This window comes from Methylobacterium sp. HMF5984, assembly GCF_045033435.1.
Lineage (GTDB): Bacteria > Pseudomonadota > Alphaproteobacteria > Rhizobiales > Beijerinckiaceae > Methylobacterium.
Window position 1 is genome coordinate 309,032 of record NZ_JBJFLN010000001.1, and the last position, 26,253, is coordinate 335,284.

Here is a 26,253-nt window from a genome sequence, read left to right on the forward strand (position 1 = left end):
CCGTCCCAGATAATCTAACTAATTTGGGGTTTTTCCGCTTCGTATCTCAATTCCCTGCATCGGCAGGCACGTTCCGGCAGTCGCGCGGAGAAAGTTCATGTGCGATCCCAGTGGCGGCTTTAGAATTTGCTAGGGTGGCGAATAGTGGCACTTCGGTCGGCGCAGACGTATCCCTAGGGACAAGCAGGGGCGTCCGATGTGCCGGGGAACGCCCGTCCGAGGGGACCAAGGCGCGCCAATCACCACGAATACGCCGTCCCTCCGCGATACGTACTGTGAACCCATGCGCATCGAAGAACTCCAGGAGCGGCATGGTTATGTTGCGACCGATGCCGGCCGTCTCGCGGAAGCGTCCGACAGTGAGCAGCCCCTCCGGATGTGCCCCCGCCACCGCGTCCGCGATCCGCGCGAGTTCGGCGGCCGCCTCTGGCAGCACGTAGTAGCTCTTCGAGATGCGCAGGAGCCAACCGAGGCGCCCGACCTTGTCGAGCAGGTGTCGGAGATCGTCCGGTTCGCGACCGAGGCGGTCGGCCACGACGGTGAGGCGGGGCTGGTCCAGTCCCGCCTCCTCCAGCACGGCGCGCGCAGCCTCGTAGAGCACCGCATCGGCCGGCCGCAGACGCGCCACGTGGTCGGGCAGGTGCAGGAGGGGTCCCCGGCGCGCGAGCCGTCCCGTTCGGACGAGTTCGTCGATGGCAGCCGGGAGGGCCGGGCGTTCGGAGCCTGGTACGGCCGCCGCGATCTCGTCGGAAGAGAGCCCGGGGTTGTCGGGCTGCGCCATGTGCGCCCGGGTCAGCTCCGACACGACCCCCGCGGCCAATGCCGCAACCCGCGCACCCTGGAACGCGATCCGCCGACCGGGCTCCACGACCGCCCCCGCCTCGGCGACGAGGGCGTCCAGGGTCGCCGCCGGCAGGTTGCGCAGGCGGGCGAAGCGGGTGAGGTCGACCCCGTCTTCGGAGGCGCCGAGAAGGCCGTGCAGCGCCTTCGCGTCATCCAGGGTGTCCATCGCGGCCACGACTGCCCGACGGCCGGGCGTCCACGGTCCGCGGCGGGGCCCGTCCACATCGATCACCCGACCGCCACCGAGCGTTCGCGTGGCCGAGACGTCGCGCAGGACGAACCGGTCCCCGGCCAGGGCGCCGACCTCGCGGTCGAGCGTGATCACCGCGTGCGCGGTCGCGCCGGGCTCGACCGCTCCGCCCTCGGCGAGAGACAGCCGCCCCGTCACCGCGACCGTGCCGAGGTGGAGCTGGACGGGGGTGCGGTGGCGCAGGGGCCGAACCTCGTGGGGCAGCACGCGCAGGGATACGTCGAGGCGGGTGGCCGGTCCGTGCAAGTCCGGCGCCAGGATCCACGCGCCGCGACCAACCTGTTCCGGGGACAATCGCGGGCCGGCCAGGTTCAGGGCGCAGCGTTCCCCGGCGCGCGCGGTGTCGGCCACCGTGTCGTGGACGCGCACGCCGCGCACCCGCACCTCGCATGCTCCGGGGGAGACGAGCAGCCGGTCGCCCACCCGCACGGCGCCTGCGTGCACCGCACCGGTCACGATGAGACCGGCCCCGGACACGGTGAATCGTCGGTCGACAGCAAGCCTGAAGCCGCGCCCCGCGTCGTCCGGAACGTGAGGCTTGGCCGCGGCTTCCAAGAGTCGGGCGACCTCGTCGATGCCCACGCCCGTGAGTGCGGAACAGGCGACCACTGGCACTGCGTCGAGCCTAGTGCCAGCGAGGAGGGCACCGATCTCCGCCTTCACCGCCGCGACGCGGTCCGGGCCTACCCGGTCGGCCTTCGTCACCGCGACGACGCCCGTGTCGATGCCGAGGAGGTCGAGGATGGCGACGTGCTCGCGGGTCTGCGGCATCACCCCGTCGTCGGCGGCGACGACGATGAGCGCGCAGGCCACGCCGGTGGCGCCCGCGACCATGGTGCGCACCAGCCGCTCGTGGCCGGGCACGTCGACGAAGCCGAGCGGGACCCGCAGGAGACCGCCCTCAGGCGCGTAGGCGAACCCAAGGTCGAGGGTGATGCCCCGGGCCTTCTCCGCGGGCAGCCGGTCGGCGTCGACCCCCGTCAATGCCTTGACCAGGGCTGTCTTGCCGTGGTCGATGTGCCCGGCGGTCGCGACGATCATGGTTTGCCTCGACCGAGCGGCATCCGGGTTGGAGGGGCCGGCGCGGGTGTCCCCGCGCCGGCTTCGTTCTCAGGCCGAAGCCCTCAATCTTTGATCCGGGTCTCGGCGAGCTCCGACATGCAGGTGTCGTAGGCCGTGAAGGCGACCCGGTCAGAGACCGCGAACAGGGTGAAGGGCGAGTACAGGAACAGGGCCTTGGACCTGTCCTGGACGTACCGCTCCACCTCGCGGGTCACGCCCTCCACATCCTCTCCCGTCGCGTGCAGGAGCTTGTCGTAGAGGGCGTCGAACGCCGGGTCCTCCGGACCCTGGCGCAGGGTCGCGTCCTTCCCGAAGAACTCCCGGTGCACGCAGGCGACCGGATATTGCGGCGTCCAGTCGAAGTACCATTCGAGCTTGACGTCGAAATCGTCCGGCAGGTCGCCCCGGTCGCTGACGAACCGGGCCGAGAAGCCGATCTCTGCCAGGTTCCGGCCAATTGCCTCGACCACGCCCTTCCAGGCGGGAGACGAGACGAACACGAGGTCCCGGCCCCCGAGCCCCGCCTTCTCCAGCACCGCCTTCGCGGCCTGGGGATCGTGCGGTAGGGGTGTCATGCTGGGATCCGCGCCGTAGCGGCCGGGTTGGATGAAGGCTGGGATCACCGTGCCGTAACCATGCGCCCCCTGGTCGAGGATAGCCCGCCGGTCGATGGCAAGGTTGAGCGCCTTGCGCACCTCCGGGTCGCGCCAGGGCGATTCCGGTCGGTTCTCGTTGAAGACGCCCGTGAGGATCGTCTTCGCCTTCTTGGTCTGGATCCTCCCCTTATCGGAGACGGGGAAGCCCTTGGCTTCGTCAGGGGTGAGGTCGAACACCACATCGACCCGGCCGTCACCGGCCGCGACCGACTTGATGCCCTCGGCCTTGCCGATGACGTTGTCGTAGACGATCCGGACCGTCGGCCTGCGGGCCGGGTTCCAGTACGTCGGGTTGGGCTCCATGACCACGCGGTCGGAGCGGCTATCGATGAGCGAGACGCCCTCGGTGAGCACAAACGGGCCAGTCCCCCACGGACCAGGCGCGTCGATGACTCACCAATGACCTTCTGCCGAGCCCGTCTTCGGGTCGACAAAACCCCACTCGTTCCAGAACCGCGTCGACGGCAGGTGCATGCCGCGCAGCTTCATCAGCGCCGCGGAATCACCACCGGGAAAGCGCATCCGCACGGTGCGGTCGTCGACCGCCTCGCAGGTCACGTCCCGGGCGAAGTTCAGGAAGGCGCCCGGCGGGTGCGGGTTGGTCCATTCCTGGACCTTGTCGAAGCCGAGCTTGAACATCGCCGCGTCGAAGGGCTCGCCGTCCTGGTAGACGGCCTCGCGCATCGTGAGTTCGAGGGTCTCCCCATCGAGCCAGCGCCAGCTCTCGGCGAGGCTCGGCTGGCCGATGCCGGCGTGATCGACGCGGTTGGCCTCCTCCATCGTGTTCCAGGTGATGGAGAGCCAGTTCACCGGCGACGGGTCGACCACCGTCACCGTGTTGTGGGGTCCCCAGGGCTGGCCGCCCCCGGGATCCCCGGTCGCTTGCGCGTCCATGTCTCCTCCTCGTTGTCATGACCCGCATGGCGTGCGGGTGGCGTCCGGCTCGACGTGAGCCGAATTGGTCGAACGCTGGCGCATCGCCGCCGCTCTGTCTGGCGGCGCCAAGGGACCATATACGCGATGGGACTTGTGCATCGCCGCTCGGCCCCTTGGCGGAAACCATTTGCCCTGTCGGCGCCTTGGGACGCTTTGGGCGTCCGAAAGCGTCAGTCGTTTGGCGCGACGGCGTTATCGGCGACGCGCGCAGCGAGATCCTTCAGTTCCTGGCGGAGGTCGGCGAGGTTGCGCTCGCCCAAGCCGGCGCGGCAGACGACGGCCTGCTGGGCCACCGCGACCTTGTCCTCCAGGAGCCGGCCAGTCTCCGTCAGGGCGACGAGGACGATGCGTCGGTCCGCGGCGCGGGCCCGGGTGACGAAGCCTGCCGTCTCCAGGCGGTCGACGAGGGGCGTGATCGCGCTGGATGTGAGTTGCAGCCGGGCGGCCAGGTCATGCACCGCCGTCACGCCGTCCTGCCAGAGCGCCAGCATGACGAGATACTGCGGGTAGGTCAGGCCGAGCTCGCCCAGCAGCGGCCGGTAGGCGCGCACGACCGCGTTCGTCGCCGCATAGAGGGCGAAGCAGAGTTGGTCGTCCAGTTTGAGCCCAGGTTCCTTCGTCGATCTTGCCATTGACCGGTGCTCCGTTCAGACCTTAATCATTCATGCGCGAACGATGCTGTCAACCTGTCGCGTTCTCTCGATTGGCGGGGCGCCGACCCCGCCGACGGTTCGACATCGTCCGCATCGAGCGAGACCTGACACAAGGGTCCGCCAACGGAGAGGAAACGACATGACGAGCAAGATCCTGTTCGCCGCGCTGACGTTCGCCGGTCTATCGGCCACCCCCGCGCTCGCGCTCGACGTGACCCGGACCGCCACGGTCGCGGCGCCCCCGGCCACGGTCTGGAAGACCATCGGCGAATTCTGCGGCATCGGCGACTGGCACCCGGCGGTCGAGAAGTGCGTCCTCTCCGAGAAGGGTAGCAAGAAGGTGCGCACGCTGTCCCTGAAGGGCGGCGGTACCATCGTCGAGGAGCAGGTCGCCCGCGACGACAGGAAGATGGATTACACTTACGCCATCCTGGAGAGCCCGCTGCCGGTCGAGGGCTACAAGTCGACCCTCTCGGTCGCGCCCGACGGCAACGGCTCGAAGCTGACCTGGACCGGCAGCTTCAAGGCCAAAGGCGCGCCCGACGCCAAGGCCGAGGAGGTCGTCGCCGGCATCTACGAGGGTGGCCTCAAGGGCATCTCCGAGAAATCCAAGTAGCGCCGCGTCTCCGCCCGTTGCGGCTGCCGTCGCGGGCGGGGCGAACTGACGACGGAGGAGCCACTCATGAGACACCACGGTCATTGCGCGATCCTCGCGGTCGCGGTCCTGCTCGCCGGCACCGGCTACGGCACCGCGGAAGACGGACACGATACGAAGGGAATGGTCGCCATCGGCGATGCCTCCGGCGTGATCTACGGGCCCGGCCCGTCAAATCTCCCCAAGGGCACGCAGCTGAGCAAGCTGGCTGGCGATCCGGCCAAGCCAGGCCCATTCGTGCTGCGCATCAAGTTTCCGGCCAACACCGTGATCGCGCCCCACACCCACTCTCTGCCGGAGACGCTGACCATCCTGTCCGGCTCGATCCATCACGAGCACGGCGAGACCATCGACAAGGCGGCCGGCAAGGTTCTGAAGGCCGGCGGCTTCGTCTACCTCCCGCAGGACATGCCGCACTCGCTCTGGACCACGGACGAGCCGGTCGAGCTCCAGGTCAACGGTTCCGGACCCTTCGGGCTGAACTACGTCAACCCAGCCGACGACCCGAGCCGCAAGACGGACTGAGGGCCGGCATCCCGAAGTCCAGGAACAACTCGCCGCGGCGGGTCCCTCCGTGGCGTTGCCGCCTATCGAGACCGGCTGAACCGGGATAGACCCTCCATTACCATGACGAGGACGGCTTGATGACGATGAATGGCGCCGAGGTCCTGAACAGGATCCTCACGGAGGACGAGGCTGCCATCCTCGAAGCCTGGAACGTGGCCCTGAAGGAGGGCACCTCACTCCAAAGTGGCCGCATCCGCGAGGCCGAGCTCCAGACACAGGCCAAGGCCGTGCTTGGTCAGCTCCAGGATGCTCTGGCCTCTGGAAGCCTCGACGCCGACGCCGCGGGCTACGCCCCCCTGCGGGAGACCCTCGCTGACATCTCACGCTCGCGGGCGATCCAGGGCTTCACCCCGACCGATACCGCCAACTTCGTCCTCTCGCTCAAGGAGCCGATCTTCGAGGCGCTTCGGCGCAAGTCCGACGCAGACGCCTCCGCGCTTGCAGCTGGCATCTTGGCGGCCGGCAAGTTGCTCGACCGGCTCGGGCTGCAGACCATGGAGTTCTTCATGGCGAGCCGCGAGGAGGTGATCGGACGACAGGGGCAGGAGATCGCCGAGCTTTCCACCCCGGTGGTGCGGCTTTGGGACGGCATCCTTGCCCTACCGCTCATTGGCACCCTCGACAGCGCCCGGACCGGCGTCGTGATGGAGAACCTGCTCCAGGCCATCGTCGACGAGGAGGCCGAGATCGCCATCATCGACATCACAGGCGTGCCGACCGTCGACACGCTGGTCGCCCAGCATCTCCTCAAGACAGTCGCCGCCGCCCGACTGATGGGCGCCGACTGCATCGTCTCCGGCATTCGCCCTCAAATCGCGCAGACCATGGTCCACTTAGGGGTCGAGCTGAACGTCGTCTCGAAGGCGACCCTGGCCGATGCCTTCGCGGTGGCCCTCAGGCGCACCGGCCGCAAGGTGGTGCGCCAGCAGTCTCCGGCTGAGGAGCGCCGCTGACGCCATGGACCGCATCCCGATCCTCAAGCTGGGCAGCGCGCTGATCGTCACCATCCAGGTCGACATGCACGACCGCCTTGCGATCGCCTTGGAGGAGGACCTCACGGCGACGATCGCGCGCACAGGCGCGCGCGGCGTGCTCATCGAGATTTCGGCGCTGGAGATCGTCGATTCCTTCATCGGCCGCATGCTGGTCAGCATCGCCGCAGTCTCGCGCGTCCTCGATGCCGAAACCGTCGTGGCCGGGATGCGCCCCGCTGTGGCCATCACCCTGGTCGAGCTTGGGCTGGAACTCACCGGCATCAAGACGGCTCTCAACGTCGAACGGGGCATGGCGCTGATCCAGGCCCAGCTTTCCGAGGAGGACGCCGGGCACGGGAGCGACCGTGACCGTCACGAAGACTGAGACCTTCCCCGTCCGATCCGGCGACGACGTGGTCCGCGTGCGCCAGCGCGTGCGTGCACTCGCCGTGGAGATCGGCCTGGGGCTCGTCGACCAAACCAAGATCATCACCGCCGCGAGCGAGCTTGCGCGCAATACCCTCGATTACGGAGGGGGTGGCGACGTCCGCATGGAGATCGTGCAGGCGGGGATGCGCAAGGGCCTGCGCCTGACCTTCGAGGACGAAGGACCGGGCATCGCCGACATCGAGCAGGCGATGACCGACCATTACACCTCCGGCGGCGGCCTCGGGCTCGGCCTCGGCGGAGCCAAGCGGCTCTCGAACGAGTTTCACATCGAGTCGACGCCTGGAGCAGGCACGCGCGTGACCATCGCGCGCTGGAAGTAGCCATGGACCGGGTCACCGTCACGGAAGCGAGCCAGGTGGCCGAGGCGCGGCGGCGTGCCGTGGCCGCCGCGCAGTCCATCGGGTTCGACGAGACCGCGGCTGGACGGGTGGCCCTCGTCGTGACCGAGCTCGCCACCAACGTCGTCAAGTACGGCGTGCCCGGCGAGATCCTCGTCGGGACCTACGAGGACGCCACCGGATCCGGGGTCGAGATCCTTGCGCTGGACAAGGGTGGGGGTTTCTCGGACCTCGGTTCGGCCCTGCGCGACGGGCACTCCACCGGCGGCAGCGCCGGCGAGGGCCTCGGAGCGGTGCAGCGCCTCTCCGACGCCTTCGACATCGCATCGCGGCCAGGCGTGGGCACGGCGGTTCTGGCGCGCCTGTTGGGCGTCCGGACGACCGCTGCGGCATCGGCAGCGACGTTCGGCGCGGTGACGGTGCCCCTGAGGGGCGAGACCGCCAATGGGGACGCCTACGCCGTGCATGAGCGGCCCGACGGCTGGACGGCCATCGTGGCGGACGGTCTCGGTCATGGACCCGAGGCAGCCAAGGCGTCCGAGGAGGCCTTGCGGTGGTTCCGCCATCATCGGGACAAGTCCCCCGGCGCGATCCTGTCCGCCATCCACGCGGGGCTGGCGCACACCCGGGGCGGGGCGGTCTCGGTCGCACGCTACAATCGGGACGCCGGCATCCTCACGTTCGCGGGCATCGGCAACGTCCTGGGAGCCGTCGTCTCTGGCGCAGTGACCAAGCGCACGGTCTCCCTCGCGGGCACCGCCGGGCACGCGGCCCGGCGTATCCAGGAATTCGAGTACCCGATGCGCCCGGACGACCTGTTCGTCCTGTGCTCGGACGGGATCGTCACCGGATGGTCCCTCGACGCCTTCCCCGGCATCGCGGGGGGCTATCCGTCACTGGTGGCGGGTGCGATCTACCGCGACTTCGCCCGGGCCCGCGACGACGCCACCGTGCTCGTCGTTCGGGAGGACGCGGCATGAGATGGCCTCTCCTCGCAAGCCAGGTCGAGCACGAGGACGACATCGTCACGGTGCGCCAGCGCGTGCGCCGCCTGGCAGAGCGCCTCGGCTTCGAGATCCAGGACCAGACCCGCATCGCCACGGCGGTGTCCGAGATCGCGCGCAACGCCTACGGCTACGCCGGCGGCGGCCGGGTCGAGTACGGCCTCGACGAGGGGCCTGGCGGCCAATCCCTGGTGATCCGCGTGATCGACAAGGGACCTGGCATCCCCCACTTGGACGAGATCCTCGAAGGTCGCTACCGCTCGACGACGGGCCTGGGCATCGGCATCACCGGCTCCCGCCGGTTGATGGACCGCTTCGAGATCGAGACCGAGACCGGCAAGGGCACGGTCGCCACCTTCGCCAAGCGACTGCCGCACGGCGCGGAATCCTTCACGGGAAAGCGGCTCGCGACCCTCGCCGAGGACGTGGCCCGCGCGCGGACCGAGGAACCGCTGGTCGCCCTGCGCGAGCAGAACCGCGAGCTCCTGCGCAGCCTCGCCGAGCTCGCCGAGCGCCAGGAAGAGACGGAGCGCCTCAACCGTGAGCTCGCGGAAACCAACCGCGGGGTCGTTGCGCTGCATGCGGAGTTGGAGGCGCAGGCCGCGCAGTTGCGAGAGGTAGGAGCTTCCCTTGAAACTCAGGTCGCCGCGCGGACGGCCGAGCTCGCTGAGGCGAACGCCCGTCTCCTCGCCGAGGCGGTCGAGCGCGAGCGGATGGAGCAGGACCTTCGGCAAGCGCAGAAGCTTGAGGCGGTGGGCCAACTCACCGGCGGCGTCGCGCACGATTTCAACAACCTGCTGACCATCATCCGGTCCTCCGTCGACTTCCTCCGTCGCCCCGACCTGCCCGAGGAACGGCGCAAGCGGTACATGGATGCGGTCTCGGACACCGTCGACCGCGCGGCCAAGCTCACGGGCCAGCTGCTGGCCTTCGCGCGCCGGCAATCCCTGAAGCCCGAGGTGTTCGACGCCGGCGAGCGCCTGCGTGGCGTCGCCGACATGCTCGACACCATCACCGGCGCCCGCATCCGCGTGAAGGTCGAGGCTTCGGACGCGTCTGCGCTGGTGCGGGCCGACGTCAACCAGTTCGAGACGGCGGTGGTGAACGCCGCGGTCAATGCGCGGGACGCCATGGACGGCGTGGGCACGCTGACGATGCGCGTGCTCGCCGGGCAGCCCATGCCGTCTATCCGCGGCCATGGCGGCTCGCGCGGGCCGTTCGTGGCCATCTCCCTCACTGACACCGGCTCGGGCATCCCACCCGGCGTTCTTGGACGCATCTTCGAACCGTTCTTCACGACGAAGGCCGTGGGACGCGGCACCGGGCTCGGACTTTCCCAGGTGTTCGGCTTCGCCAAGCAGTCCGGCGGCGACGTCGACGTGGCGAGCGAGGTCGGCGTGGGCACGACCTTCACGCTCTACCTTCCCGAGGTCTCGGACAGGCTGGCCGAAATGCCCGTCCTCGACCGCGACGCCGGAGTGGCGCCCTCGGGCCAAGGCCAGCCGGTGCTTTTGGTCGAGGACAACCTGGAGGTCGGGCGCTTCTGCGCCCAGATCCTGGAGGACCTTGGTTACGCGCCCGAATGGGTCGTCAACGCAGAGGAGGCGCTCGAACGCCTGGGCGCGGACGGGGCCGGCTTCCAGGCCGTCTTCTCCGACGTGGTGATGCCAGGCATGGGCGGCATCGAACTCGCCAGAACACTCCGCATCCGCATTCCCACTTTGCCGGTCGTATTAGCCTCGGGCTACAGCCATGTCCTGGCGCGCGAGGACAGCCATGGCTTCGAGCTCCTGCACAAGCCGTACTCTGCCGCGCAGATCGGCCGGGTCCTGGGACGGGTCATTCCCGCTTCGCCCTTGCCGGCGGATGGGTGACGACAGGCTCGTTATACTCAGCCCGTAGCCGCCCAAGGACCTCAATCGCCACTGCCTTGCCACCCTCGGCAAGTTGCTTGCGCACGGTCGCCCCGGTGAGGCTCATGGCCGAAGGCTGGCAATGGTTCAAGGCGCGATCCGGCTCGCGCATGCGCGGCAACGCCTTGATCGGACGACGGCCAAACGCCGTCGGTCAGGCGCGCGAACGCCCCGGTTCCTGGCCGGGTGAAACCTTTTTCTCCCCCTCTTCGTACAGGACCCATCGATGGTCTTTCAAAAGGCGAGGGTGCTACCCCTTTCGCCTGGCTTGGCGCGTGCAAATCACTATCGGCACAGTAATTTTATACTCATCACAGGAACTTCGAAAGAAGTTCGATGCTTTTCAGGCTGTCTAACGGGAAAACTACACTCCCAATAGGAGACAGCGCATGAAGACCTCCACGCTCGCCCTCGCCACCGCCATGATCGGTGGCCTGCTCCTGGGTGCCGGCTCCGCCTCCGCCGCCCCGATGGGCCCCAATGGCCTGAACGCCGGCCAGTCCGACGTAACCCAGGTCCGCATGATGCACGGCGACCGGATGATGATGAAGAAGCGCATGATGAAGAAGCGGATGATGCGCCGTCACATGATGAAGAAGCGCATGATGCACCGCATGTGATCGGTCAGCACTGATGCGGCGGGACGGTCTCCGGGCCGTCCCGCAGTACCCACCGAGCAGAAGGGAACGGCACGCCCGTGCCACGCATCTACCTGACACGCTCCGCGCCGGATGTCGGCGAGGTCGAGCGCCGGCGGTGGATGTTCCGACACCCCGCCGTCATCCGCGTCACCCACTGGGTCAACGCCGTCTGCCTCCTCGTGCTGCTGATGAGCGGCCTGCAGATCTTCAACGCCCATCCGGCGCTGTACTGGGGCAAGGCGTCGACCTTCAATGCGCCGCTGGTGTCGATGTCCTCGACCGAGGACGATCCGCCCAAGGGCGTGACCACCGTGCTGGGCCACAGCTTCGACACGACCGGCTGGCTCGGCTCGTCGGCCGGCGCCGACGGCCAGGCGGCGGACCGCGGCTTCCCGGCCTGGCTGACGCTGCCGAGCGACCAGGACCTGACCGGCGGACGCTCCTGGCATTTCTTCTTCGCCTGGGCCTTCGTCCTGAACGGCCTCGCCTACCTTCTCTACGGTCTGATCAGCGGCCAGCTCAGGTTCCGCGTGATCCCGTCCCGCGACCAGGTCCGGCACTTCGGCGCTTCGGTTCGGGAACACCTGACGCTGCGTTTCCCGCAGGGGGACGAGGCCAAGCGCTACAACGTTATCCAGAAGCTCACCTACCTCGTCGTCCTGTTCGTGCTCCTGCCCGTGCAGGTGCTGGCCGGTCTCGCGATGTCTCCGGCGATGGACGCGGCCTTCCCGTTCCTGCTCGCCCTGTTCGATGGCCGGCAATCGGCCCGGACGGTCCACTTCGTCGTGGCGGCGCTCCTCGTCCTGTTCGTGGTCGTCCACGTCGCCCTGGTCGTGCTCTCTGGCTTCTGGAACAACATGCGCGGGATGCTCACGGGTTGGTTCGTGATCGAGCGGAAGGTCGAGCCGGCATCCGGGCATGGGTCTTCGGAAGGCACCCCATGATCTCGCAGCCAAGCCGTCGCTCCCTGTTGCTCGGAGCCACCGCGGCGGCCGGGACCGCGATGCTCGGTGGTTGCGACCGGCTCGGGGAGGCCGAGTGGTTCCGGCGGACGCTCAAGACCGGCGAGGACGCCAACCTGTTCGTCCAGCGCCTGCTCCTGTCCGAGCGGACCCTCGCACCGGAGTTCGCCGAGGCGGACATCTCGCCCTGGTTCAAGCCGAACGGCACCGAGGGCCCGCCGGACAAGGCCTACAAGGCCCTGGCGAGGGGCAAGTTCGCCAAGTACCGCCTGGAGGTCGGAGGCCTCGTTGAGGCCCCGTTCAAGCTGTCCTTGGCCGACCTTCGCCAGCTTCCCGCACGCACGCAGATCACCCGGCACGACTGCGTCGAGGGCTGGAGCGCCATGGGCAAGTGGACCGGGGTGCCGCTCGCCGAACTCCTGACCCGGGCCAAGCTGAAGCCCGAGGCGCGTTACGTCGTGTTCCACTGCGCCGACACCATGGACCAGGGCGAGGACGACGACACGACGGCGGACGACGACGGGGCGCCGGCTGGCAACGCGAACCCCGCGATGACGAAGCAATCGGGCTCGGGCGAGGACAGGCGGGATTCCGGCGGCCAGCAGCCGTCCGGCGCCGCCTCGGCCGAGGGGTCCGAAGCGGTTCGATACTACGAGAGCATCGACCTGGTGGACGCCTTCCATCCACAGACCATCCTGGCCTACGCGATGAACGGGAAGGACCTTCCGGTGGCGAACGGCGCTCCCCTGCGCCTGAGGGTCGAACGCAACCTCGGCTACAAGCAGGCCAAGTACGTCATGCGCATCGAGGTGGTCGAGAGCTTCGCCGACATCGGGGACGGCAAGGGCGGCTACTGGGAGGATCAGGGCTATGCCTGGTACGCCGGGATCTGATGCGCGCCTTGCTATTGGGCGAACTCCCGCGGCGGCCATCCTCGGGGGCCCAGCGTCGCGATCAATCAACCTGTGACACCATGGCATACGGACGGGTTTCATGGCCCGGTGCCGCCACGTTGTACGACACTGTCATTCGGGCTAGCGCGTCGGCATGATCGAGCGAAGGCCCATCAGCGTATCGCTGACCCCGGAGTTGCACGCCTTCGTTAGCGACCTCGTCGCGTCCGGCGGATACGGCAACGCGAGCGAGGTGGTGCGGGCCGGCCTGCGCCTGCTCCGGCACGAGGAAGCCGCACGCCTGCGACATGGATCGAAGGGCGCGGCCGCGTCGGAACACCCCCCCATGCGAACTGGCTCCGGGCAAGGCCGGCGTGACGTCCGTGGCTGAGGCCGGGCACGGTACGCATCCCTTCCTGGTGGGTGGCGGGGCGATGGGCGCGTCGATGCGCGGCCACGACTGGTCGGGCTCTCCCCTCGGTTCACCCGAGTCGTGGCCGGCGCCCCTGCGCATGGCCGTCAGCCTGATGCTGAACTCGGCCTTCCCGATGTTCCTGGCCTGGGGGCCTGGCCTGGGTTTCCTGTACAACGACGCCTACGTCGAGATCCTCGGCGCCAAGCATCCGGCCGCCCTCGGAGAGCCGTTCGAGCGGGTCTGGTCGGAGATCTGGGACGACATTCGTCCCCTGGTCGAGCGGGCTACGGGTGGTGAGGCCACCTTCAGGGAGGACCTGCCTCTCGTCATGATGCGCAGGGGCTACCCGGAGGACGTGTGGTTCACGTTCTCGTACTCGCCGCTGCGCGGGGAGGACGGCTCGGTGCAGGGGATGTTCTGTGCCTGCACCGAGACCACCGCGAAGGTAAGGGAGGAGCGCCGCAACGCCTTCCTCCTGGCCCTCGGCGATGCCATGCGCATCCACGACGACCCCGACGATCTGATCGCGGCCGCCTGCGGCATGCTCGGCCGGCACCTCGGCGTGCAGCGGTGCGGGTTCGGCGAGGCCGATGCCGCCGGGGTCCATTACACGGTCGAGCGCGACTGGACGGACGGCACCATGCCGAGCCTCGTCGGGATCCACCGCCTTGCCGATTTCGGCGAGGCCGCGATCGGCGAACTGCGCGCTGGTCGCAGTCTCAGGGTGGACGACGTGCCCTCGGACCCCCGGACGGCGCCGAGCGCAGCCTCCTATGAAGGCATCGGCACCTTGCGGGCTCTCCTGTCCGTGCCGTTGGCCATGGAGGGACGCCTCTGGGCCTCGGTGTTCGTCAACCAGTCCGTCCCCCGCCGCTGGACCGATGACGAAGAGGCGTTGGTCCGCGACGTGGCCGGGCGGATCTTCACCGCCCTGCAGCGGGCGCGGGCCGAGGCCGGCCTCGCCGAGAGCGCGATGCAATTGGAGGAGGCCCTCGCGGCGACGCAGGAGAGCCGAACCCGGCTATCCGTCGCGCTGGACGTCGCGCGGCTGGGAACCTTCGACTGGAACACGGTGACGGGCGAGGTCGCCATGGACGAACGCGCCCGAGAGATCTTCGGGTTGCCATCTGTCGGCGTGATCCACCAGGGCGAAGTCTTCGGCGTCATCGCGCCTGACGAAGTCGCGGGCGTCACCGCCGCGGCCGAGGCAGGTTTCCGTGACGGGGCACGTGTGGACATCGGCTACACCATCATCCTGCCGGATGGGGACCGCCGTTCGATCCTCAGCGCGGGTCATCCGGTCGATACCTCCGGCCTCCGCCACATGGTTGGCATCTTCAATGACGTCACCGCCCTCAGGCAGGCCGAGGCGGACCTGCGCCAGGCGAACCAGACCCTGGAGCAGCGGGTTGGGGAGCGCACGCGCGAGCTCATGGCCGCCGAAGAGGCCCTGCGGCAGTCGCAGAAGCTTGAGGCCATCGGGCAGTTGACCGGAGGCGTCGCGCACGACTTCAACAACCTCCTCACGGTCATCAAGTCGTCGACCGACCTGCTCAAGCGGCCGGACCTCGCCGCGGAGAGGCGGGACCGCTACGTGGCCGCCATCTCCGATACCGTCGACCGCGCCGCCAAGCTGACCGGGCAGCTCCTCGCCTTCGCCCGTCGCCAGGCCCTGAAGCCGGAGGTGTTCGCCGCCTGCGACAGCGTTCGCTCACTCTCGGACATGGTGGGCACGCTGACCGGCTCTCGCATCGAGATCGTGACGGACCTTCCGGAGCGGACCTGTTTCGTGCACGCCGACCCGAGCCAGTTCGACACCGCGCTCGTCAACATGGCGGTCAACGCCCGCGACGCCATGGACGGCGAGGGTCGCCTCGACATCCGCGTGCGTGCCGTCGAGGCGATGCCGGCCATCCGAACCCACGCGGCCATCCCCGGCGCGTTCGTGGCGGTCTCGATCAGAGACACCGGCAGCGGCATTCCCGAGGAGCGGCTGGAGCGGATCTTCGAGCCGTTCTTCACCACCAAGGGCGTGGGCCAGGGCACTGGCCTCGGCCTCTCCCAGGTGTTCGGTTTCGCCAAGCAGTCCGGTGGCGAGGTCACGGTCGAAAGCGAGGTCGGTCGCGGGACCACCTTCACGCTCTACCTCCCCCAGGTGGCGGAGGAGACGCGAGCCCCGGACACGGGCGAGCCCGAGCCGCTCATGGACGGCCACGGGACCTGCGTGCTCGTCGTGGAGGACAATGCCGACGTCGGGACCTTCGCCGTGCAGACCCTGACCGATCTCGGCTACGTGCCGGTGCTCGCCGGCAACGCTGAGGAGGCCCTGGCTGAGTTGGCCCGGGACGCGGACAGGTTCGACGTCGTCTTCACGGACGTGGTGATGCCGGGGATGAACGGCATCGACCTCGCGCATCGCATCCGGGAGGAGCACCATGACCTCCCGGTGCTGCTCGCCTCGGGTTACAGCCACGTCCTGGCCCGGAACGGGACCTACGGCTTCGAGCTGCTGCACAAGCCGTACTCGGTGGAGCAGCTTTCGCGGTTGCTGCGCAAGGTCGCCACCTGGCAACGCCGCAAGCGCATCCTGGGCGCGACTTGATCCCATTCCGCAGCCGCATCCCAGCGCCGTATGGGCCGAAATGCCCTTCGTGCTGGCGCTGTCCGCCGATCCGAAGGGCGCCGCCGGCCTGGAGCCGCTCGCCGCCTTCATGACCAACCCGGCCGGCGCGGCCATCGTCAACGCGATCGGCCCGATCCGGCAGGTCACCCGCACGGATGCCAGCGCGAGCCGCCGCTACCTCGTGATCACCGCGGGCAAGCCCGGCGAACTCGGCGGGGTCGTCCAGATGCAGACGTTGGATTGATCGAGTGGGGGGCGGAAGTCCGGAAGGCGAACATCCATAAGAGTGCCGTCGCGGCGCGAGCCCAGTTTCGATGTCTGCTTTCGAGAACGACCTTGGACCGCTTCTACGGCGTAGTTGGGTCGCTAGGGGTCCGTCTGCTTTCCGAGTATGGCCTGGGGCGAAGCGGACCAGCATCCATCAGCTACGGACCGTTAGAACGATTGCCTGCGACCGCTGAGGATGGCAGCTGGCGCCGTGTCCGAGCCGCTGGCCAGGACGCCTAGGACGAGGGTCAGCACGTCCAGGCCGACCTCGACATCGGCAGGCTCGACCGAACCCGCCGATCCCCACCCCACAGAACCCCGGCACCGCAGCAGCACCGATCCAATCGGTGCGACCACAGACATATTGGAGGCATCGGTCGTGATGCCGTGCGGCAGTTGCACGATGGGGTGTCCCGACGCCTCGACGGCGCGCTGGAACAGGCCGACCAGACCCGGGTCACACCGGGTGGCATCGGGATCGATGCCTCGCTCGATGGCGATCTCCAGCCGGCGACGTCCTGCGATCCTGTCGAACGCCGCGACGAGTTCCGCGACGATCGCGTGCCTTCCGTCATCGTCGGAGGACTGGACGATGACGGCGAACGTCACGGAACCCGTCACCACGGAGACCGGGACCGACTGAGCGTCCACTCGCCCGACCGTGACGGTGGCACGATCCCGAGAGGGCCCGATGCGCTCGGCTTCGAGGACGCACTCCGCCATCCCAGCAAGCGCATCGTGCCGAAACGCCATCGGGACCGTCGCCGCATCGACGGCGGCGCCCTTCAGCGTGATCCGAAGGACTGACGACGCCGTCAGGGCCGGAACCACCCCGACCGGGGAGCCCGATTGTTCCAGCGTGGGGCCGGCCTCGGCCGCGACTTCGACATAAGCGAGCACATCGCCCACGGAACGCCTCGCGCCCGTGAGCCCCTCGGGGTCGAGGCCGTGCGCCTCCATGGCTTGGCGCAGCGTGACGCCGTAATCGTCATCGAAGTCCAGCATGTGCGGATCGATCCGGCCGACCACGGCCCTGCTGCCGAGCCTGGGTACGGGGAACCGGGACGCCGCATCCTCGACGAAGGCGATGACCTCGACGGCGTAGTGCAGGGGAGTGCCCTGCCGGACCATACGCTCGACCGCTGCGATGCCCATGAGGACGCCGAGCGTGCCGTCATGGCGGCTGGCGTCCGCGCGCGTGTCGACGTGCCCCCCGATCACGATGGCCGGGCCTCCCGGGATCGATCCCTCGATCCGGCCGACGAGGTTGCCGGCGGGATCGCGCCTGGCTGACAAGCCTGCCCCCTCCATCCAAGCGAGGACGAGTCCCTCGGCCTCCGCCTGCCTCGGGCTGAAGACGCGCCGGGTCAAATTCCAAGTGTAGGCGCTGATCCGGGCGAGGCGTTCGATGCGCTCGATGACGATTTCGGCCGTGCTCACGACGGGACACCCGCCGCTATGCCGACCGTGGTGCTGGCAGGTTGAGATCGCATGGGTGCTCCATGATCCTGACGATGCGGGATCCTTGAGGGACACGCCCACCTGAGGCCGATCCGTCGGTACGGTCAGGCAAGCGTCGAGGACGGGGCTGAGCGGCGCGACGCGTCACCCGAGCGGCCACGCACCCTCGACCCCAGGTACTTCCCCAGCATGACGTCCGGTTGAGCCCATGTAACGTTTTGTGACAACGGCGTGTTTCGCGTTGCCCGGCCGGCCGGCGACCGTATGTGGGGGGTATGAGCGAGGCCCCGACCATCGTCATCGTCGAGGATGACGCCGACATCCGCATCCAGCTCGTCGCCTACCTGGAGGGCGAGGGCTTTCGCGTTGTCGGCCTCGACGGGGGGGCGGGCCTCGACCGGCACCTGGCAGCCGGCCCGGCCCCGGACCTGATCGTGCTGGACTGGATGCTCCCGGGCGAGGACGGTCTCTCCATCTGCCGGAGATTGCGAGAGGCGGGCGGGCCGCCCGTCGTCATGCTGACCGCCAAGGACGAGGACATCGACCGGGTGCTCGGCCTGGAGATGGGGGCCGACGACTACGTCTCGAAGCCCTTCAATCCCCGCGTCCTGCTCGCCCGAATCCGCGCCGTCCTGCGCCGCACGCAGGGTACCGCCGCCCAACCGGCCGACGCCGGCCCGGAGACGCTCGCGGTGGCCGACCTCGTCGTCGACCTCGCCGCGCGTCGGGTCACGGTCGGCGAGGAAGCCGCCGAAATCCCCCTGACGAGTGCCGAGTACGACCTGCTGCACTGCTTCGTCACCCGGCCGCAGCGGGTGCTGTCGCGCGACCAGCTCCTCGACTGGACGCGCGGCCGCACGGCCGATGCCTTCGACCGCACCATCGACGTGCAGGTGAGCCGGCTGCGGCACAAGCTCGACGCCTCCGGCAGTTCCGTCGCGCCCCTGCTGAAGACCGTGCGCAACGCAGGCTACATCCTGGCCGCACCGACGCGTCGCGTTCCGTGATGGCCCGGGTCGGCCTGCTCGGACGGATCATGCTGCTCCTCCTGGGGGCGCTCTCGCTGCTGGTCCTCGCCACCGTCGCCCTGGATGGCTGGCAGCGGCGCCAGGAAGGCCCGCGTTTCGCCACGCGTTTTCCGCGTGTCGACCAGGCCGCGAACATCGTCACCCTGCTGCGGGATGCGGACCCGGCCCTGCGGCCGGCGATCCTGAAGGCCGTCAGCGGGGAGGCGCTGCGGGCCGAGATCGCCGACGCGGCCCCCGACGAGGCCGGCCTGATCCGTGAGCCGCGCCTGGAACGACGCCTGCGGCGGATGACCGGTGACCCGGAAGGCCCCCTGCGGGCTTACACCGACACGGCCATGCTGCATCGGGGCGTCGCCCCGGAGGACGTGAACGACCAGAGCCGGAACCGACCCATCGGCCAGCTTGCGACGGCGACCTACCGGCTGCCGGATGGCCGGATCCTCGTCATCTCGGCCGTCGAGAAGCATCGCTCGATCATGCCGTGGTTGCTCGGCCAGCCGCTGAGCCTGTGGGTGGCAATCCTCGGCGCCGTCGTCGCCGCCCTCGTCCTCGTCGGAACGCGCCACGAGCTCGCCCCGCTGCGCCGCCTCACCGAGGCGGTCACCCGGTTCGACGGGCGAGCCCATCAGCCGGTGGCGACGCCCAGGGGCGCCCCCGAGATCCGAGGCCTCTCGCGGGCGGTCCAGGACATGCAGGACCGCATCGTCGGCCTTCTGGGCGAACGCTCGCTGCTGATCGGCGCGATCTCGCATGACCTCAAGACCTACCTGACCCGACTGCGTTTGCGGGCCGAGGGGGTGGCGGACCCGGAACGGCGGGATCGGCTTGTCGAGGATCTCGACGCCATGACCGAACTGATCGACACGTCCCTCGGCTTCGCCAGAGGCACCGCAGTCGAGGTGGGCCGGACGGCGGTGGACCTCGGCGACCTCGTCGCCGTTGAGGTGGCCGAGCACGCCGCGCAAGGCGCCGATATCCGGCTGTCCGGCGAGGACGTGCAGGATGCGGTCGTCGCCGGCGACGCGGTCGCACTGCGTCGGATCGTGGCCAACCTGATCGGGAACGCCGTCAAGTTCGGACATTCCTCGGTCGTCGTCGCGGTGGAGCGCACTGGCGAGCTGTGCCGGGTCGTCGTCGAGGACGACGGTCCGGGCATCCCGGAGGCGGAGCGAACGGCCGTGTTCAACCCGTTCTACCGGATCGAGCAGTCTCGGAACCGCCGGACCGGCGGCACCGGCCTCGGCCTCGCCATCGCCCGACAGATCGCCGAGGCCCATGGCGGCACCGTGCGGGCGGACGTGAGCCCGCTCGGCGGCGCCCGTCTCGTGCTGACTCTGCCCGCCATCGTCTGAGGGCCGCGCCCGGCGGGCTTCGTTACAAAACGTTACGCCGACGCATCCGTCCGTCACATCTGGGAGGCAAGCGGGGACGATCCTGCCCTCATCGGTCGCAACGCCGGCTCAGGCGATGCGGCTCACGTGAGAGCAAAAGGATTCGACGATGTTGAAGCTCCTAGCCCCCGCCGCCCTCCTGGCCGTCCTCGCGGCCCCGGCCACGGCGCTTCCGCTGGTCCAGGACGCCGTCTCGACGGGATCGGACGGTGCCGAGATCATCCAAGTCTACGGTGGTTGCGGCCCCTACGGCCATCGCGGTCCCTACGGCGGCTGCCGCACCGGCGGACAGTGGGGCGGGTACGTCCGCGGCCGCTCGTGCCCTGCGGGCTTCCACATCGGACCCTACGGCCGCCGCTGCTGGCCGAACTGAACCGTCCCGCCCATTTCCCGAAACCGGCGTCCGGCCGCGTGCCGGACACGCATGGAGGCAGACATGATCCGCAAGCTCGTCGTACCCCTGGCCCTCGCCGCAGGGCTTCTCACGGCCGGTTCGGCCGCGGAGGCCCGGGACGGTTGCGGCCTCGGTCTCCACCGCGGCGTCTATGGCTGGTGCCGGCCGAACCTCGGCTATCGCCCTTACGCCTACGGTCCCGGCTACCGTCACTTCGGTTATCGCGGATGGGGCGGTCGCCGTTGGCACTACGGCTACCACTACGGCTACCACTACGGCTGGCATCGCCGCTTCGGATGGCACGGCGGACACCGCTGGGGCGGCTTCCGGCATGCAGGTTGGCATCACCGCTGGTGATGCCGACCACCCCGCACCGGGGCGACCACGCCTCCAAGGCATGACCCTCGTCCAGCAACCCCGCCGGAGACCTCGCATGCCCTGTGCCGACAGGATTGCATCGCCGCGGTTCAGCCGTCGCGGCGTGATCGCCGGATCGGCCCTCGGTCTCTCGGCGCTCGCCATCGCAGGGCTGGCGGCGATGGCGTCTCGGAAACCCAGGGTCGGCCATGTCGCTGATCCGGGCCTAGCCGGTCCGCTTGGCGACGTCTGGGTGGGATCGCCCCGGGCACCCGTGACGCTCGTCGAGTACGCCGCCCTGACCTGCCCGCATTGCGCGGCGTTCCACGACGGGACCTGGCCGGCCGTCAAGGCTCGCTGGATCGATACCGGACAGGTACGCTTCGCCCTGCGTGGTTTTCCCCTGAACTCTCTCGACACGGCCGGCTTCATGCTGGCCCGGGCCGACGGCGATCGGGACTACTACGCGCGCACCGACCTCCTGTTCGAGCGGCAGCGCGCCTGGGCGTTCGTGGAAAAACCGCTGGATGCCATGCGGGAGTTGATGCGGCAGGTGGGAATCGGTGGTGACCGGTTCGATGCCATACTGCGCGACCAAGCTCTCTACGACGGCGTGCAGGGCGTGTTCGCGCAGGCGACCTCCGCCCTGGGCGTCCACAGCACGCCGACCCTGTTCGTGAACGACGACCGACACGAGGGCGCACTGACGGCGGACGCGCTCGGCGAGACCATCGTGCGAGCCCTGGGACGGAAACCGCGTTGAAGCTCGCCGTTATGGTGCACGAGTGACCACGCTCGGTGGCCGCCCGTCGCTGCGACCGAGTTCCGCGAGATAGGTTCGCAGCAGCGACGCCCGACGCGGACGGAGACGTGGAGTCCTTCCGCACGATGGGCTGACGCTCGATCCCCCGCGTCTTCGCCGCGCTCTCCGGCCGGTGCCCTGATCCTGCGATCAAGGGTTCAGGTGTCGAGCAGGTAGGGCACGACGATGTCTTCGGCGGTGAAGCGGCGCTCCGTCAGGCCCTGCTCGTGATGGTAGCGCAGGACCGCATCGATGGCCGCCCGGTTGGCGGACATGCCGTAGGGCCACCAGTCCGAGCCGAGCAGCTCGCGATCCCGCAGCAGGAGATCCGACAGCCAGGGTATCATCACCCCCATGCTGTTGAAGGTCAGGCCCCGAACTAGATCCTCTTCGGCCACCGTTTTAGCCTCGCAGAAGCCGCGATAGACTGCCCGTACGATCGCTGGTTCCCGCTCGGCCAACTCGCGCGTGACCACGACGGTGTGCATGATTGGGAAGATGCCCGTGCGCCGATAATAGTCGCGCTCGACCGCTTCCGCGTCGGGGAACAGCCGACGGACCTTCGGCGAGCCGTCGAGAACGCAACGCGGCACGTCGGCGGAGATCAGGGCGTCGATTTCCCCAGTCTCCAGGAGGACGCCGAGGTCGGTACCCTTCGGCGCCACCGTGACCGGGACGTCCGCGGGGTGGGACTGGGGCACGAAATCGATCGGCTCCATCGGGAAGTCGATGCCGCCGACGATCCAGCGGTTGCGCTCGGGCCGGAAGCCGAACTCATCCATAAGGATGCCCTTCGGCATCACGCCGGCATCGTGCCCGTAGAGGGCCAACTCGCCGATGGTCCTGGCCACGAGGTCTTCAGGTCGTTCGATCCCGCTCGCGGCGTTCACGTAGATCGCCGAGTGACGGAACGCGCGGTTCAGGAAGACCGGCAGCGCCAGGAAGGGCGACGATCCCTGCGCGAACGTGCGCAGGAAGTAGGTCAGACCGAGTTCCGAGACGTCGTAGGCGCGCCGGCGGATCATCGCCTCGAAGATCTCGGGGACGATTTGAGCCGTGTGATATCGCGCCTCGACGCCCGCGATCCCGACACTGCCGTCGGCGAGCGGGCGGGTGCGGTCGTAGTTCCAGAAGGCGATGTCGAGGGTGCGGTCGGGCATTGGAGGCTCCTGTCCGTTCGCCCCAAGTTATAGTAAACGCGTTTATCATGTGAACCCCCGCAGGCCGGGGATGCGCGGCTTGCGCTGCGGTCGTAGGAAAGGCCATGGCCACCGATCCGCAGACACTTGCCGACCTGTTCGAGCACGAGACCCTCGGCGCACCCGAGAACGCGGTGGGGTTCGTGTTGTGGCGGGTCGTCCATCGCTACGTTCGCGAGATCGACCGAGCGCTCGCGCCCGTCCATCTCACCCACCTCCAGTTCACCGTGCTGGCGATGACCGCTTGGATGGCACGATCCGGCGAGCCCGTGACCCAGGTCGCCCTGGCGCGGTTCGGGGACGTCCACCCCATGCAGGTGTCGCAGGTCCTGGGGACGCTGGAGGACAAGGACATGGTGGCGCGCGCGCGCAGCGTCGCCGACACCCGGGCCAAATGCATCGCGGTGACCGAATCGGGCGTCGCCGCACTTCGGCGGGCCATGCCGCTGGCCATCGCGGTCCAGGAACGACTGTTCGGCGAGGCGGGCGCACCGGGCGGCAGCCTGCTGACGGCCTTGGCATGGTCGGACACGCGTTCCCCGCACTGATGACGTGTTCTCTATCAGGCCCGGAATGGGTTTACTTCGTCTCATCGGTGAAGGCGTCACGAGGTGGGGGACGGAGACCGCATGACCATGCTGTTCGAGGCCATCGCGTCGTGGCATGCGTCTTCCTTCGCGACCCGTTCGTCGGACGAGGCGTGGGATGTTGTCGCTGCGCTGCCGGGCATGGTCGTGAGGCTGCTCGGTACCCTGGATGACGGCTACGGCATCGAAGGCGGCATCGCCGTTCACCGGACGGCCGAGGTCGAGGGCGGGGCCACGTTGAAGGGTCCCCTGATCGTCGGCCCGAACTGCCGCGTGGCCGCCGGGAGCCTTCTGCGCGGCGGGTGCTGGCTCGATGGCGGCTGCGTCGTGGGGCCGGGGACCGAGGTCAAGTCGACCATCATGTTCCGGGGATCGAGGCTCGCGCACTTCAACTTCGTGGGCGACAGCATCCTCGGCCAGGACGTGAACCTCGAAGCCGGGGCGATCATCGCGAATTACCGGAACGAGTTGCGCGACCCGCACCTCCGGCTCACTTACCGTGGGGAGCTTATCGAAGCTCCCGTGCTAAAGTTCGGCGCGCTCGTCGGGGACGGATGCCGCATCGGCGCGAACGCGGTCGTCGCGCCGGGCGCCATTCTGGCGGCCGGGACGGTCGTTCCCCGCCTCGGATTGATCGATCAACGACCACCCTCCTGAGACGTTCGAAGTCATGTCCGCTTTTGAGGATCGCTGAAAACGGCCTGAGTGGCTGTTTCGGGTCGCCAGCGGAACGTCCGCTTCTGGGAGAAGGGTCCGCGTCCCACCCCATCTCGGACGTTCGAGGATGGGTGCCAAGCGTCAGATCATGACCACACGCACCCGTGGAAAAGGAGCCGCGACTGCTGGTCCTGAGCGGGGTCGCACGTGTCGGTTTACCGGCGAACGCATCGTGGACCGTAGACAGGTATCGCCAACCCCGGCCTGGGCTGGGAAAGAGCGTTCACCGCCCAGAGGCACCATTGGCGCGGGTGAACGGTGCTCAGGTGGCCGCGGTGGCACTAGCGCGGCAGCCGGGGCTGCCGGTCGTCTTCGCGAGCCGGTACTCCGAGACCGCGGCCAATGAGGAGGTCGTCGAATCGACGGCGGCCCTGCCGAGGATGCCGTTCGGCGTTTCGGACCTCGAAGAGGTGCTCGGCGTCGCGCTCGGAACGCCTTGACGTCCGACCCGGTGCGGGCGGCGCCCCTCGACGACCATCCGAACCAAGCATTCACGTGGCGACGAACGACGAAACGCAAAAAGCTGGAAGCAGGCCATGGGAAGCGCTACCCACTTCCCACTTCCCGTGGATCACGTTGGCGGCTGGAGGTGTCCTCGCTTCGGTGAGGGGTACGCTTCCCTATTCCCCGAGGTGACGGATCAGCTGTACCCCCTCCTGAACTGTACTGTCCTACAATCTCCCTCCGCGAACCGGTACCGATGATATCGCCAAACCCGTCATAGTCCTCGGACGCGAGTGACCTCGACCGCCGAACCGGTTGTGGTTCCGAGGGACTGATCAGGGAGGGTCGACGGATCAGGAAGCGGCATAGGACGCCGAGCTTCAAATGCCCAAGGCTGACGTCCGATGACGAACCCCAGCCTCAATTCACTCTAGATTGCTTCTGTGCGGAAATTTGGTGTTCGAACGCGCATCAAAGGGTCGGCGGTCAACACAGTAATGCGCGAGCGCGGCCAGCAGCAGCAGGGCGATGATTTTGGTGATCTTGATAGCCGGGTTTAGCGTCGTGCTTATCTTGATCCTCGAAAATAAACAAGTAGTGTTATCAGCCAATAGTGCCAATCGAGCCGCAGCTTTCCGGTAAGGCAACCCACACTCCTCGGCAACGATGGCTATGTGCCTCGCAATGTTACCAGCGTAGTGATCCGCCTGAGTCGGTCCTGTGACCTCATATCATCCCGGACCAGATTTTGACGGGAGGGCTCATCGCCTAGGCCCCGTCTTCGCATTGGAGGGGGACCGTCGCTTGCCCGAACGGGTGCTTATCGCGGAAGGCTTCGACGTAGGAGCTGTTTTCTTTGAGGGAAGACGTGGTTTCTTCGTCGGCGCAGGCCCGACGCGCCCGATCTCGGGACCTGTCACCGCACATTGGGTCAATTCGCTCCTGACCACGCCTGCGATGCCCTGGGCGATGTCCTCGTAGGCCTTGTCGCGACTGGGCCACTCGTTGGCCGGCCTACCGTCGCGCGGGAGGGACTTGAAACGTGCCATCGGCGTACCGAGCCATCCGCAGGTGCGGATGACCGCGGCGACCACATGCATGGTCTTTCGCTCCCGCCTGCCCAGGGCATAGCGGTATTCCTTTTCGAAGCAGTACGTCGATGCGATGTAGTCCGGGCTGATGACTCCGACGAAGATTCTTGCGCGGCGGAGTGCCCGCTTGATCTCCGGGGCCAGTTCGCCTCCGGCCTCTATGTCCCGGTCATACCAGAGTTCGATGCCCTTCCGCTCCAAAGGTCTCAGGTGCTTACGCAGGCGTTCGAGATGGATCTCGTCCTTGTGCGAGTAGGACAGGAAGATCGTCAGGACTGGTGGGACGTCGTCGCGAGCAAACTTTGCCTTCAACGGTTTCGTCTTGATCGCGGAGGCACGCGTCGATTTCGCCTCACCAACCTTTTTCGACGTCCGTACGTTTGCAGCCCGGGCAATGGACATTCGACAGCCCTTCGTTCCGCCGCCTTGCCTCACGAACCTCCTCGGCGGTCAGGATGCTCGTCTCGAACCTCGTGCCGCAATTCCGGCAGCGGTATCGCATCGCGAATGGCATTCTCGGCCTCCTCGACTTCGTGGTGACCGGCCGAGGGATCCGTCCTGAACTGGACGATTCCCACGTGCCCGTTTTGTTCCGTTTTCGACTTGGGCGGCCAAAGGACTTCGGCCGCCCAGGTGATTGATGAGTTGTGAGACCGCAAACAGGACCTACGTCCAGACTT

At 68.1% G+C, this 26,253-nt stretch carries 27 protein-coding genes and 1 pseudogene; 22 read left to right on the plus strand and 6 right to left on the minus strand.

Features of this window, described 5'->3' with window-relative positions; genetic code table 11:
* Positions 1 to 46: 46 nt before the first annotated feature.
* From selB to ACFZ8E_RS01475, 3 genes and pseudogenes are all read right to left on the minus strand, one after another.
* Positions 47 to 2,134 carry a selenocysteine-specific translation elongation factor gene (gene selB, locus ACFZ8E_RS01465; protein WP_405041794.1) on the minus strand — a complete coding sequence of 696 codons (2,088 nt, stop codon included), beginning with the start codon at positions 2,132 to 2,134 and terminating at the stop codon, positions 47 to 49.
* An 83-nt stretch (positions 2,135 to 2,217) separates the two neighbouring features.
* Positions 2,218 to 3,705: pseudogene (locus ACFZ8E_RS01470) on the minus strand (ABC transporter substrate-binding protein).
* 212 nt (positions 3,706 to 3,917) lie between these two features.
* A complete protein-coding gene (locus tag ACFZ8E_RS01475) occupies positions 3,918 to 4,379 on the minus strand; it encodes a MarR family winged helix-turn-helix transcriptional regulator (RefSeq protein ID WP_405041795.1) in 462 nt (153 codons plus the stop codon).
* A 160-nt stretch (positions 4,380 to 4,539) separates the two neighbouring features.
* Between ACFZ8E_RS01475 and ACFZ8E_RS01480 the strand changes: the two genes are divergently transcribed.
* The 13 genes from ACFZ8E_RS01480 to ACFZ8E_RS01540 all read left to right on the plus strand — a co-directional run bounded on the left by ACFZ8E_RS01480 (position 4,540) and on the right by ACFZ8E_RS01540 (position 16,079).
* A complete protein-coding gene (locus tag ACFZ8E_RS01480) occupies positions 4,540 to 5,016 on the plus strand; it encodes an SRPBCC family protein (protein WP_405041796.1) in 477 nt (158 codons plus the stop codon).
* A 66-nt stretch (positions 5,017 to 5,082) separates the two neighbouring features.
* Positions 5,083 to 5,580: a cupin domain-containing protein gene (locus ACFZ8E_RS01485; protein ID WP_405041797.1), complete on the plus strand. Its 498-nt coding sequence runs from the start codon at positions 5,083 to 5,085 to the stop codon at positions 5,578 to 5,580.
* A gap of 119 nt (positions 5,581 to 5,699) precedes the next feature.
* Entirely contained in the window at positions 5,700 to 6,575 is an 876-nt protein-coding gene (locus tag ACFZ8E_RS01490) for an STAS domain-containing protein (protein WP_405041798.1), read from the plus strand.
* Positions 6,576 to 6,579: 4 nt separating this feature from the next.
* Complete coding sequence (locus ACFZ8E_RS01495) at positions 6,580 to 6,981, plus strand: STAS domain-containing protein (RefSeq protein ID WP_405041799.1); 402 nt, start codon at positions 6,580 to 6,582, stop codon at positions 6,979 to 6,981.
* The gene (locus ACFZ8E_RS01500) at positions 6,962 to 7,366 is read left to right on the plus strand and encodes an anti-sigma regulatory factor (protein WP_405041800.1); all 405 of its coding nucleotides are present in this window, start codon (positions 6,962 to 6,964) and stop codon (positions 7,364 to 7,366) included. The genes ACFZ8E_RS01495 and ACFZ8E_RS01500 overlap by 20 nt, the downstream gene beginning before the upstream one ends.
* A 2-nt stretch (positions 7,367 to 7,368) precedes the next feature.
* Positions 7,369 to 8,364, plus strand: a complete 996-nt coding sequence (locus ACFZ8E_RS01505) for an ATP-binding protein (protein ID WP_405041801.1) — start codon at positions 7,369 to 7,371, stop codon at positions 8,362 to 8,364.
* Entirely contained in the window at positions 8,361 to 10,262 is a 1,902-nt protein-coding gene (locus ACFZ8E_RS01510) for an ATP-binding protein (protein ID WP_405041802.1), read from the plus strand. Before ACFZ8E_RS01505 ends, ACFZ8E_RS01510 begins: the two co-directional genes overlap by 4 nt.
* 428 nt (positions 10,263 to 10,690) lie before the next feature.
* Positions 10,691 to 10,921: a hypothetical protein gene (locus tag ACFZ8E_RS01515; protein ID WP_405041803.1), complete on the plus strand. Its 231-nt coding sequence runs from the start codon at positions 10,691 to 10,693 to the stop codon at positions 10,919 to 10,921.
* 77 nt (positions 10,922 to 10,998) lie between these two features.
* Positions 10,999 to 11,886, plus strand: coding sequence for a cytochrome b/b6 domain-containing protein (locus ACFZ8E_RS01520; RefSeq protein WP_405041804.1), 888 nt, complete (start codon positions 10,999 to 11,001; stop codon positions 11,884 to 11,886).
* The gene (locus tag ACFZ8E_RS01525) at positions 11,883 to 12,797 is read left to right on the plus strand and encodes a molybdopterin-binding protein (RefSeq protein ID WP_405041805.1); all 915 of its coding nucleotides are present in this window, start codon (positions 11,883 to 11,885) and stop codon (positions 12,795 to 12,797) included. Before ACFZ8E_RS01520 ends, ACFZ8E_RS01525 begins: the two co-directional genes overlap by 4 nt.
* A gap of 154 nt (positions 12,798 to 12,951) precedes the next feature.
* Positions 12,952 to 13,188: a type II toxin-antitoxin system ParD family antitoxin gene (locus ACFZ8E_RS01530; protein WP_405041806.1), complete on the plus strand. Its 237-nt coding sequence runs from the start codon at positions 12,952 to 12,954 to the stop codon at positions 13,186 to 13,188.
* A 121-nt stretch (positions 13,189 to 13,309) separates the two neighbouring features.
* Positions 13,310 to 15,814 carry an ATP-binding protein gene (locus ACFZ8E_RS01535; RefSeq protein ID WP_405041807.1) on the plus strand — a complete coding sequence of 835 codons (2,505 nt, stop codon included), beginning with the start codon at positions 13,310 to 13,312 and terminating at the stop codon, positions 15,812 to 15,814.
* A 49-nt stretch (positions 15,815 to 15,863) separates the two neighbouring features.
* On the plus strand, positions 15,864 to 16,079 hold the full coding sequence (locus tag ACFZ8E_RS01540) for a hypothetical protein (RefSeq protein ID WP_405041808.1): 216 nt from the start codon (positions 15,864 to 15,866) through the stop codon (positions 16,077 to 16,079).
* Between the two features lie 191 nt (positions 16,080 to 16,270).
* Here ACFZ8E_RS01540 and ACFZ8E_RS01545 read toward each other — a convergent pair whose 3' ends face one another.
* Entirely contained in the window at positions 16,271 to 17,542 is a 1,272-nt protein-coding gene (locus tag ACFZ8E_RS01545; protein WP_405041809.1) for a hydantoinase/carbamoylase family amidase, read from the minus strand.
* A 296-nt stretch (positions 17,543 to 17,838) separates the two neighbouring features.
* Between ACFZ8E_RS01545 and ACFZ8E_RS01550 the strand changes: the two genes are divergently transcribed.
* From ACFZ8E_RS01550 to ACFZ8E_RS01570, 5 genes are all read left to right on the plus strand, one after another.
* Positions 17,839 to 18,570 carry a response regulator gene (locus tag ACFZ8E_RS01550; RefSeq protein ID WP_405041810.1) on the plus strand — a complete coding sequence of 244 codons (732 nt, stop codon included), beginning with the start codon at positions 17,839 to 17,841 and terminating at the stop codon, positions 18,568 to 18,570.
* 29 nt (positions 18,571 to 18,599) lie between these two features.
* Positions 18,600 to 19,943: a sensor histidine kinase gene (locus ACFZ8E_RS01555; RefSeq protein ID WP_405041811.1), complete on the plus strand. Its 1,344-nt coding sequence runs from the start codon at positions 18,600 to 18,602 to the stop codon at positions 19,941 to 19,943.
* Positions 19,944 to 20,091: 148 nt separating this feature from the next.
* Positions 20,092 to 20,355: a GCG_CRPN prefix-to-repeats domain-containing protein gene (locus ACFZ8E_RS01560; RefSeq protein ID WP_405041812.1), complete on the plus strand. Its 264-nt coding sequence runs from the start codon at positions 20,092 to 20,094 to the stop codon at positions 20,353 to 20,355.
* 63 nt (positions 20,356 to 20,418) lie between these two features.
* On the plus strand, positions 20,419 to 20,733 hold the full coding sequence (locus tag ACFZ8E_RS01565) for a GCG_CRPN prefix-to-repeats domain-containing protein (RefSeq protein WP_405044306.1): 315 nt from the start codon (positions 20,419 to 20,421) through the stop codon (positions 20,731 to 20,733).
* A 76-nt stretch (positions 20,734 to 20,809) separates the two neighbouring features.
* The gene (locus ACFZ8E_RS01570; protein WP_405041813.1) at positions 20,810 to 21,496 is read left to right on the plus strand and encodes a DsbA family protein; all 687 of its coding nucleotides are present in this window, start codon (positions 20,810 to 20,812) and stop codon (positions 21,494 to 21,496) included.
* Positions 21,497 to 21,693: 197 nt separating this feature from the next.
* Here the strand turns inward: ACFZ8E_RS01570 and ACFZ8E_RS01575 are convergent, their stop codons facing one another.
* Positions 21,694 to 22,695, minus strand: a complete 1,002-nt coding sequence (locus ACFZ8E_RS01575) for an ABC transporter substrate-binding protein (protein ID WP_405041814.1) — start codon at positions 22,693 to 22,695, stop codon at positions 21,694 to 21,696.
* 104 nt (positions 22,696 to 22,799) lie between these two features.
* Between ACFZ8E_RS01575 and ACFZ8E_RS01580 the strand changes: the two genes are divergently transcribed.
* From ACFZ8E_RS01580 to ACFZ8E_RS01590, 3 genes are all read left to right on the plus strand, one after another.
* On the plus strand, positions 22,800 to 23,282 hold the full coding sequence (locus ACFZ8E_RS01580; RefSeq protein WP_405041815.1) for a MarR family winged helix-turn-helix transcriptional regulator: 483 nt from the start codon (positions 22,800 to 22,802) through the stop codon (positions 23,280 to 23,282).
* Positions 23,283 to 23,363: 81 nt separating this feature from the next.
* Complete coding sequence (locus ACFZ8E_RS01585; protein WP_405041816.1) at positions 23,364 to 23,978, plus strand: LpxA family transferase; 615 nt, start codon at positions 23,364 to 23,366, stop codon at positions 23,976 to 23,978.
* A gap of 302 nt (positions 23,979 to 24,280) precedes the next feature.
* Positions 24,281 to 24,478 (plus strand): hypothetical protein, encoded by a 198-nt coding sequence (locus ACFZ8E_RS01590; RefSeq protein ID WP_405041817.1) that lies wholly within the window; start codon positions 24,281 to 24,283, stop codon positions 24,476 to 24,478.
* Positions 24,479 to 25,243: 765 nt separating this feature from the next.
* On the opposite strand, the gene ACFZ8E_RS01595 is transcribed toward ACFZ8E_RS01590, so the two are convergent.
* A complete protein-coding gene (locus ACFZ8E_RS01595) occupies positions 25,244 to 25,975 on the minus strand; it encodes a TIR domain-containing protein (RefSeq protein ID WP_405041818.1) in 732 nt (243 codons plus the stop codon).
* Between the two features lie 53 nt (positions 25,976 to 26,028).
* Between ACFZ8E_RS01595 and ACFZ8E_RS01600 the strand changes: the two genes are divergently transcribed.
* Positions 26,029 to 26,214 carry a hypothetical protein gene (locus tag ACFZ8E_RS01600; RefSeq protein ID WP_405041819.1) on the plus strand — a complete coding sequence of 62 codons (186 nt, stop codon included), beginning with the start codon at positions 26,029 to 26,031 and terminating at the stop codon, positions 26,212 to 26,214.
* The last annotated feature ends 39 nt before the right edge of the window (positions 26,215 to 26,253 follow it).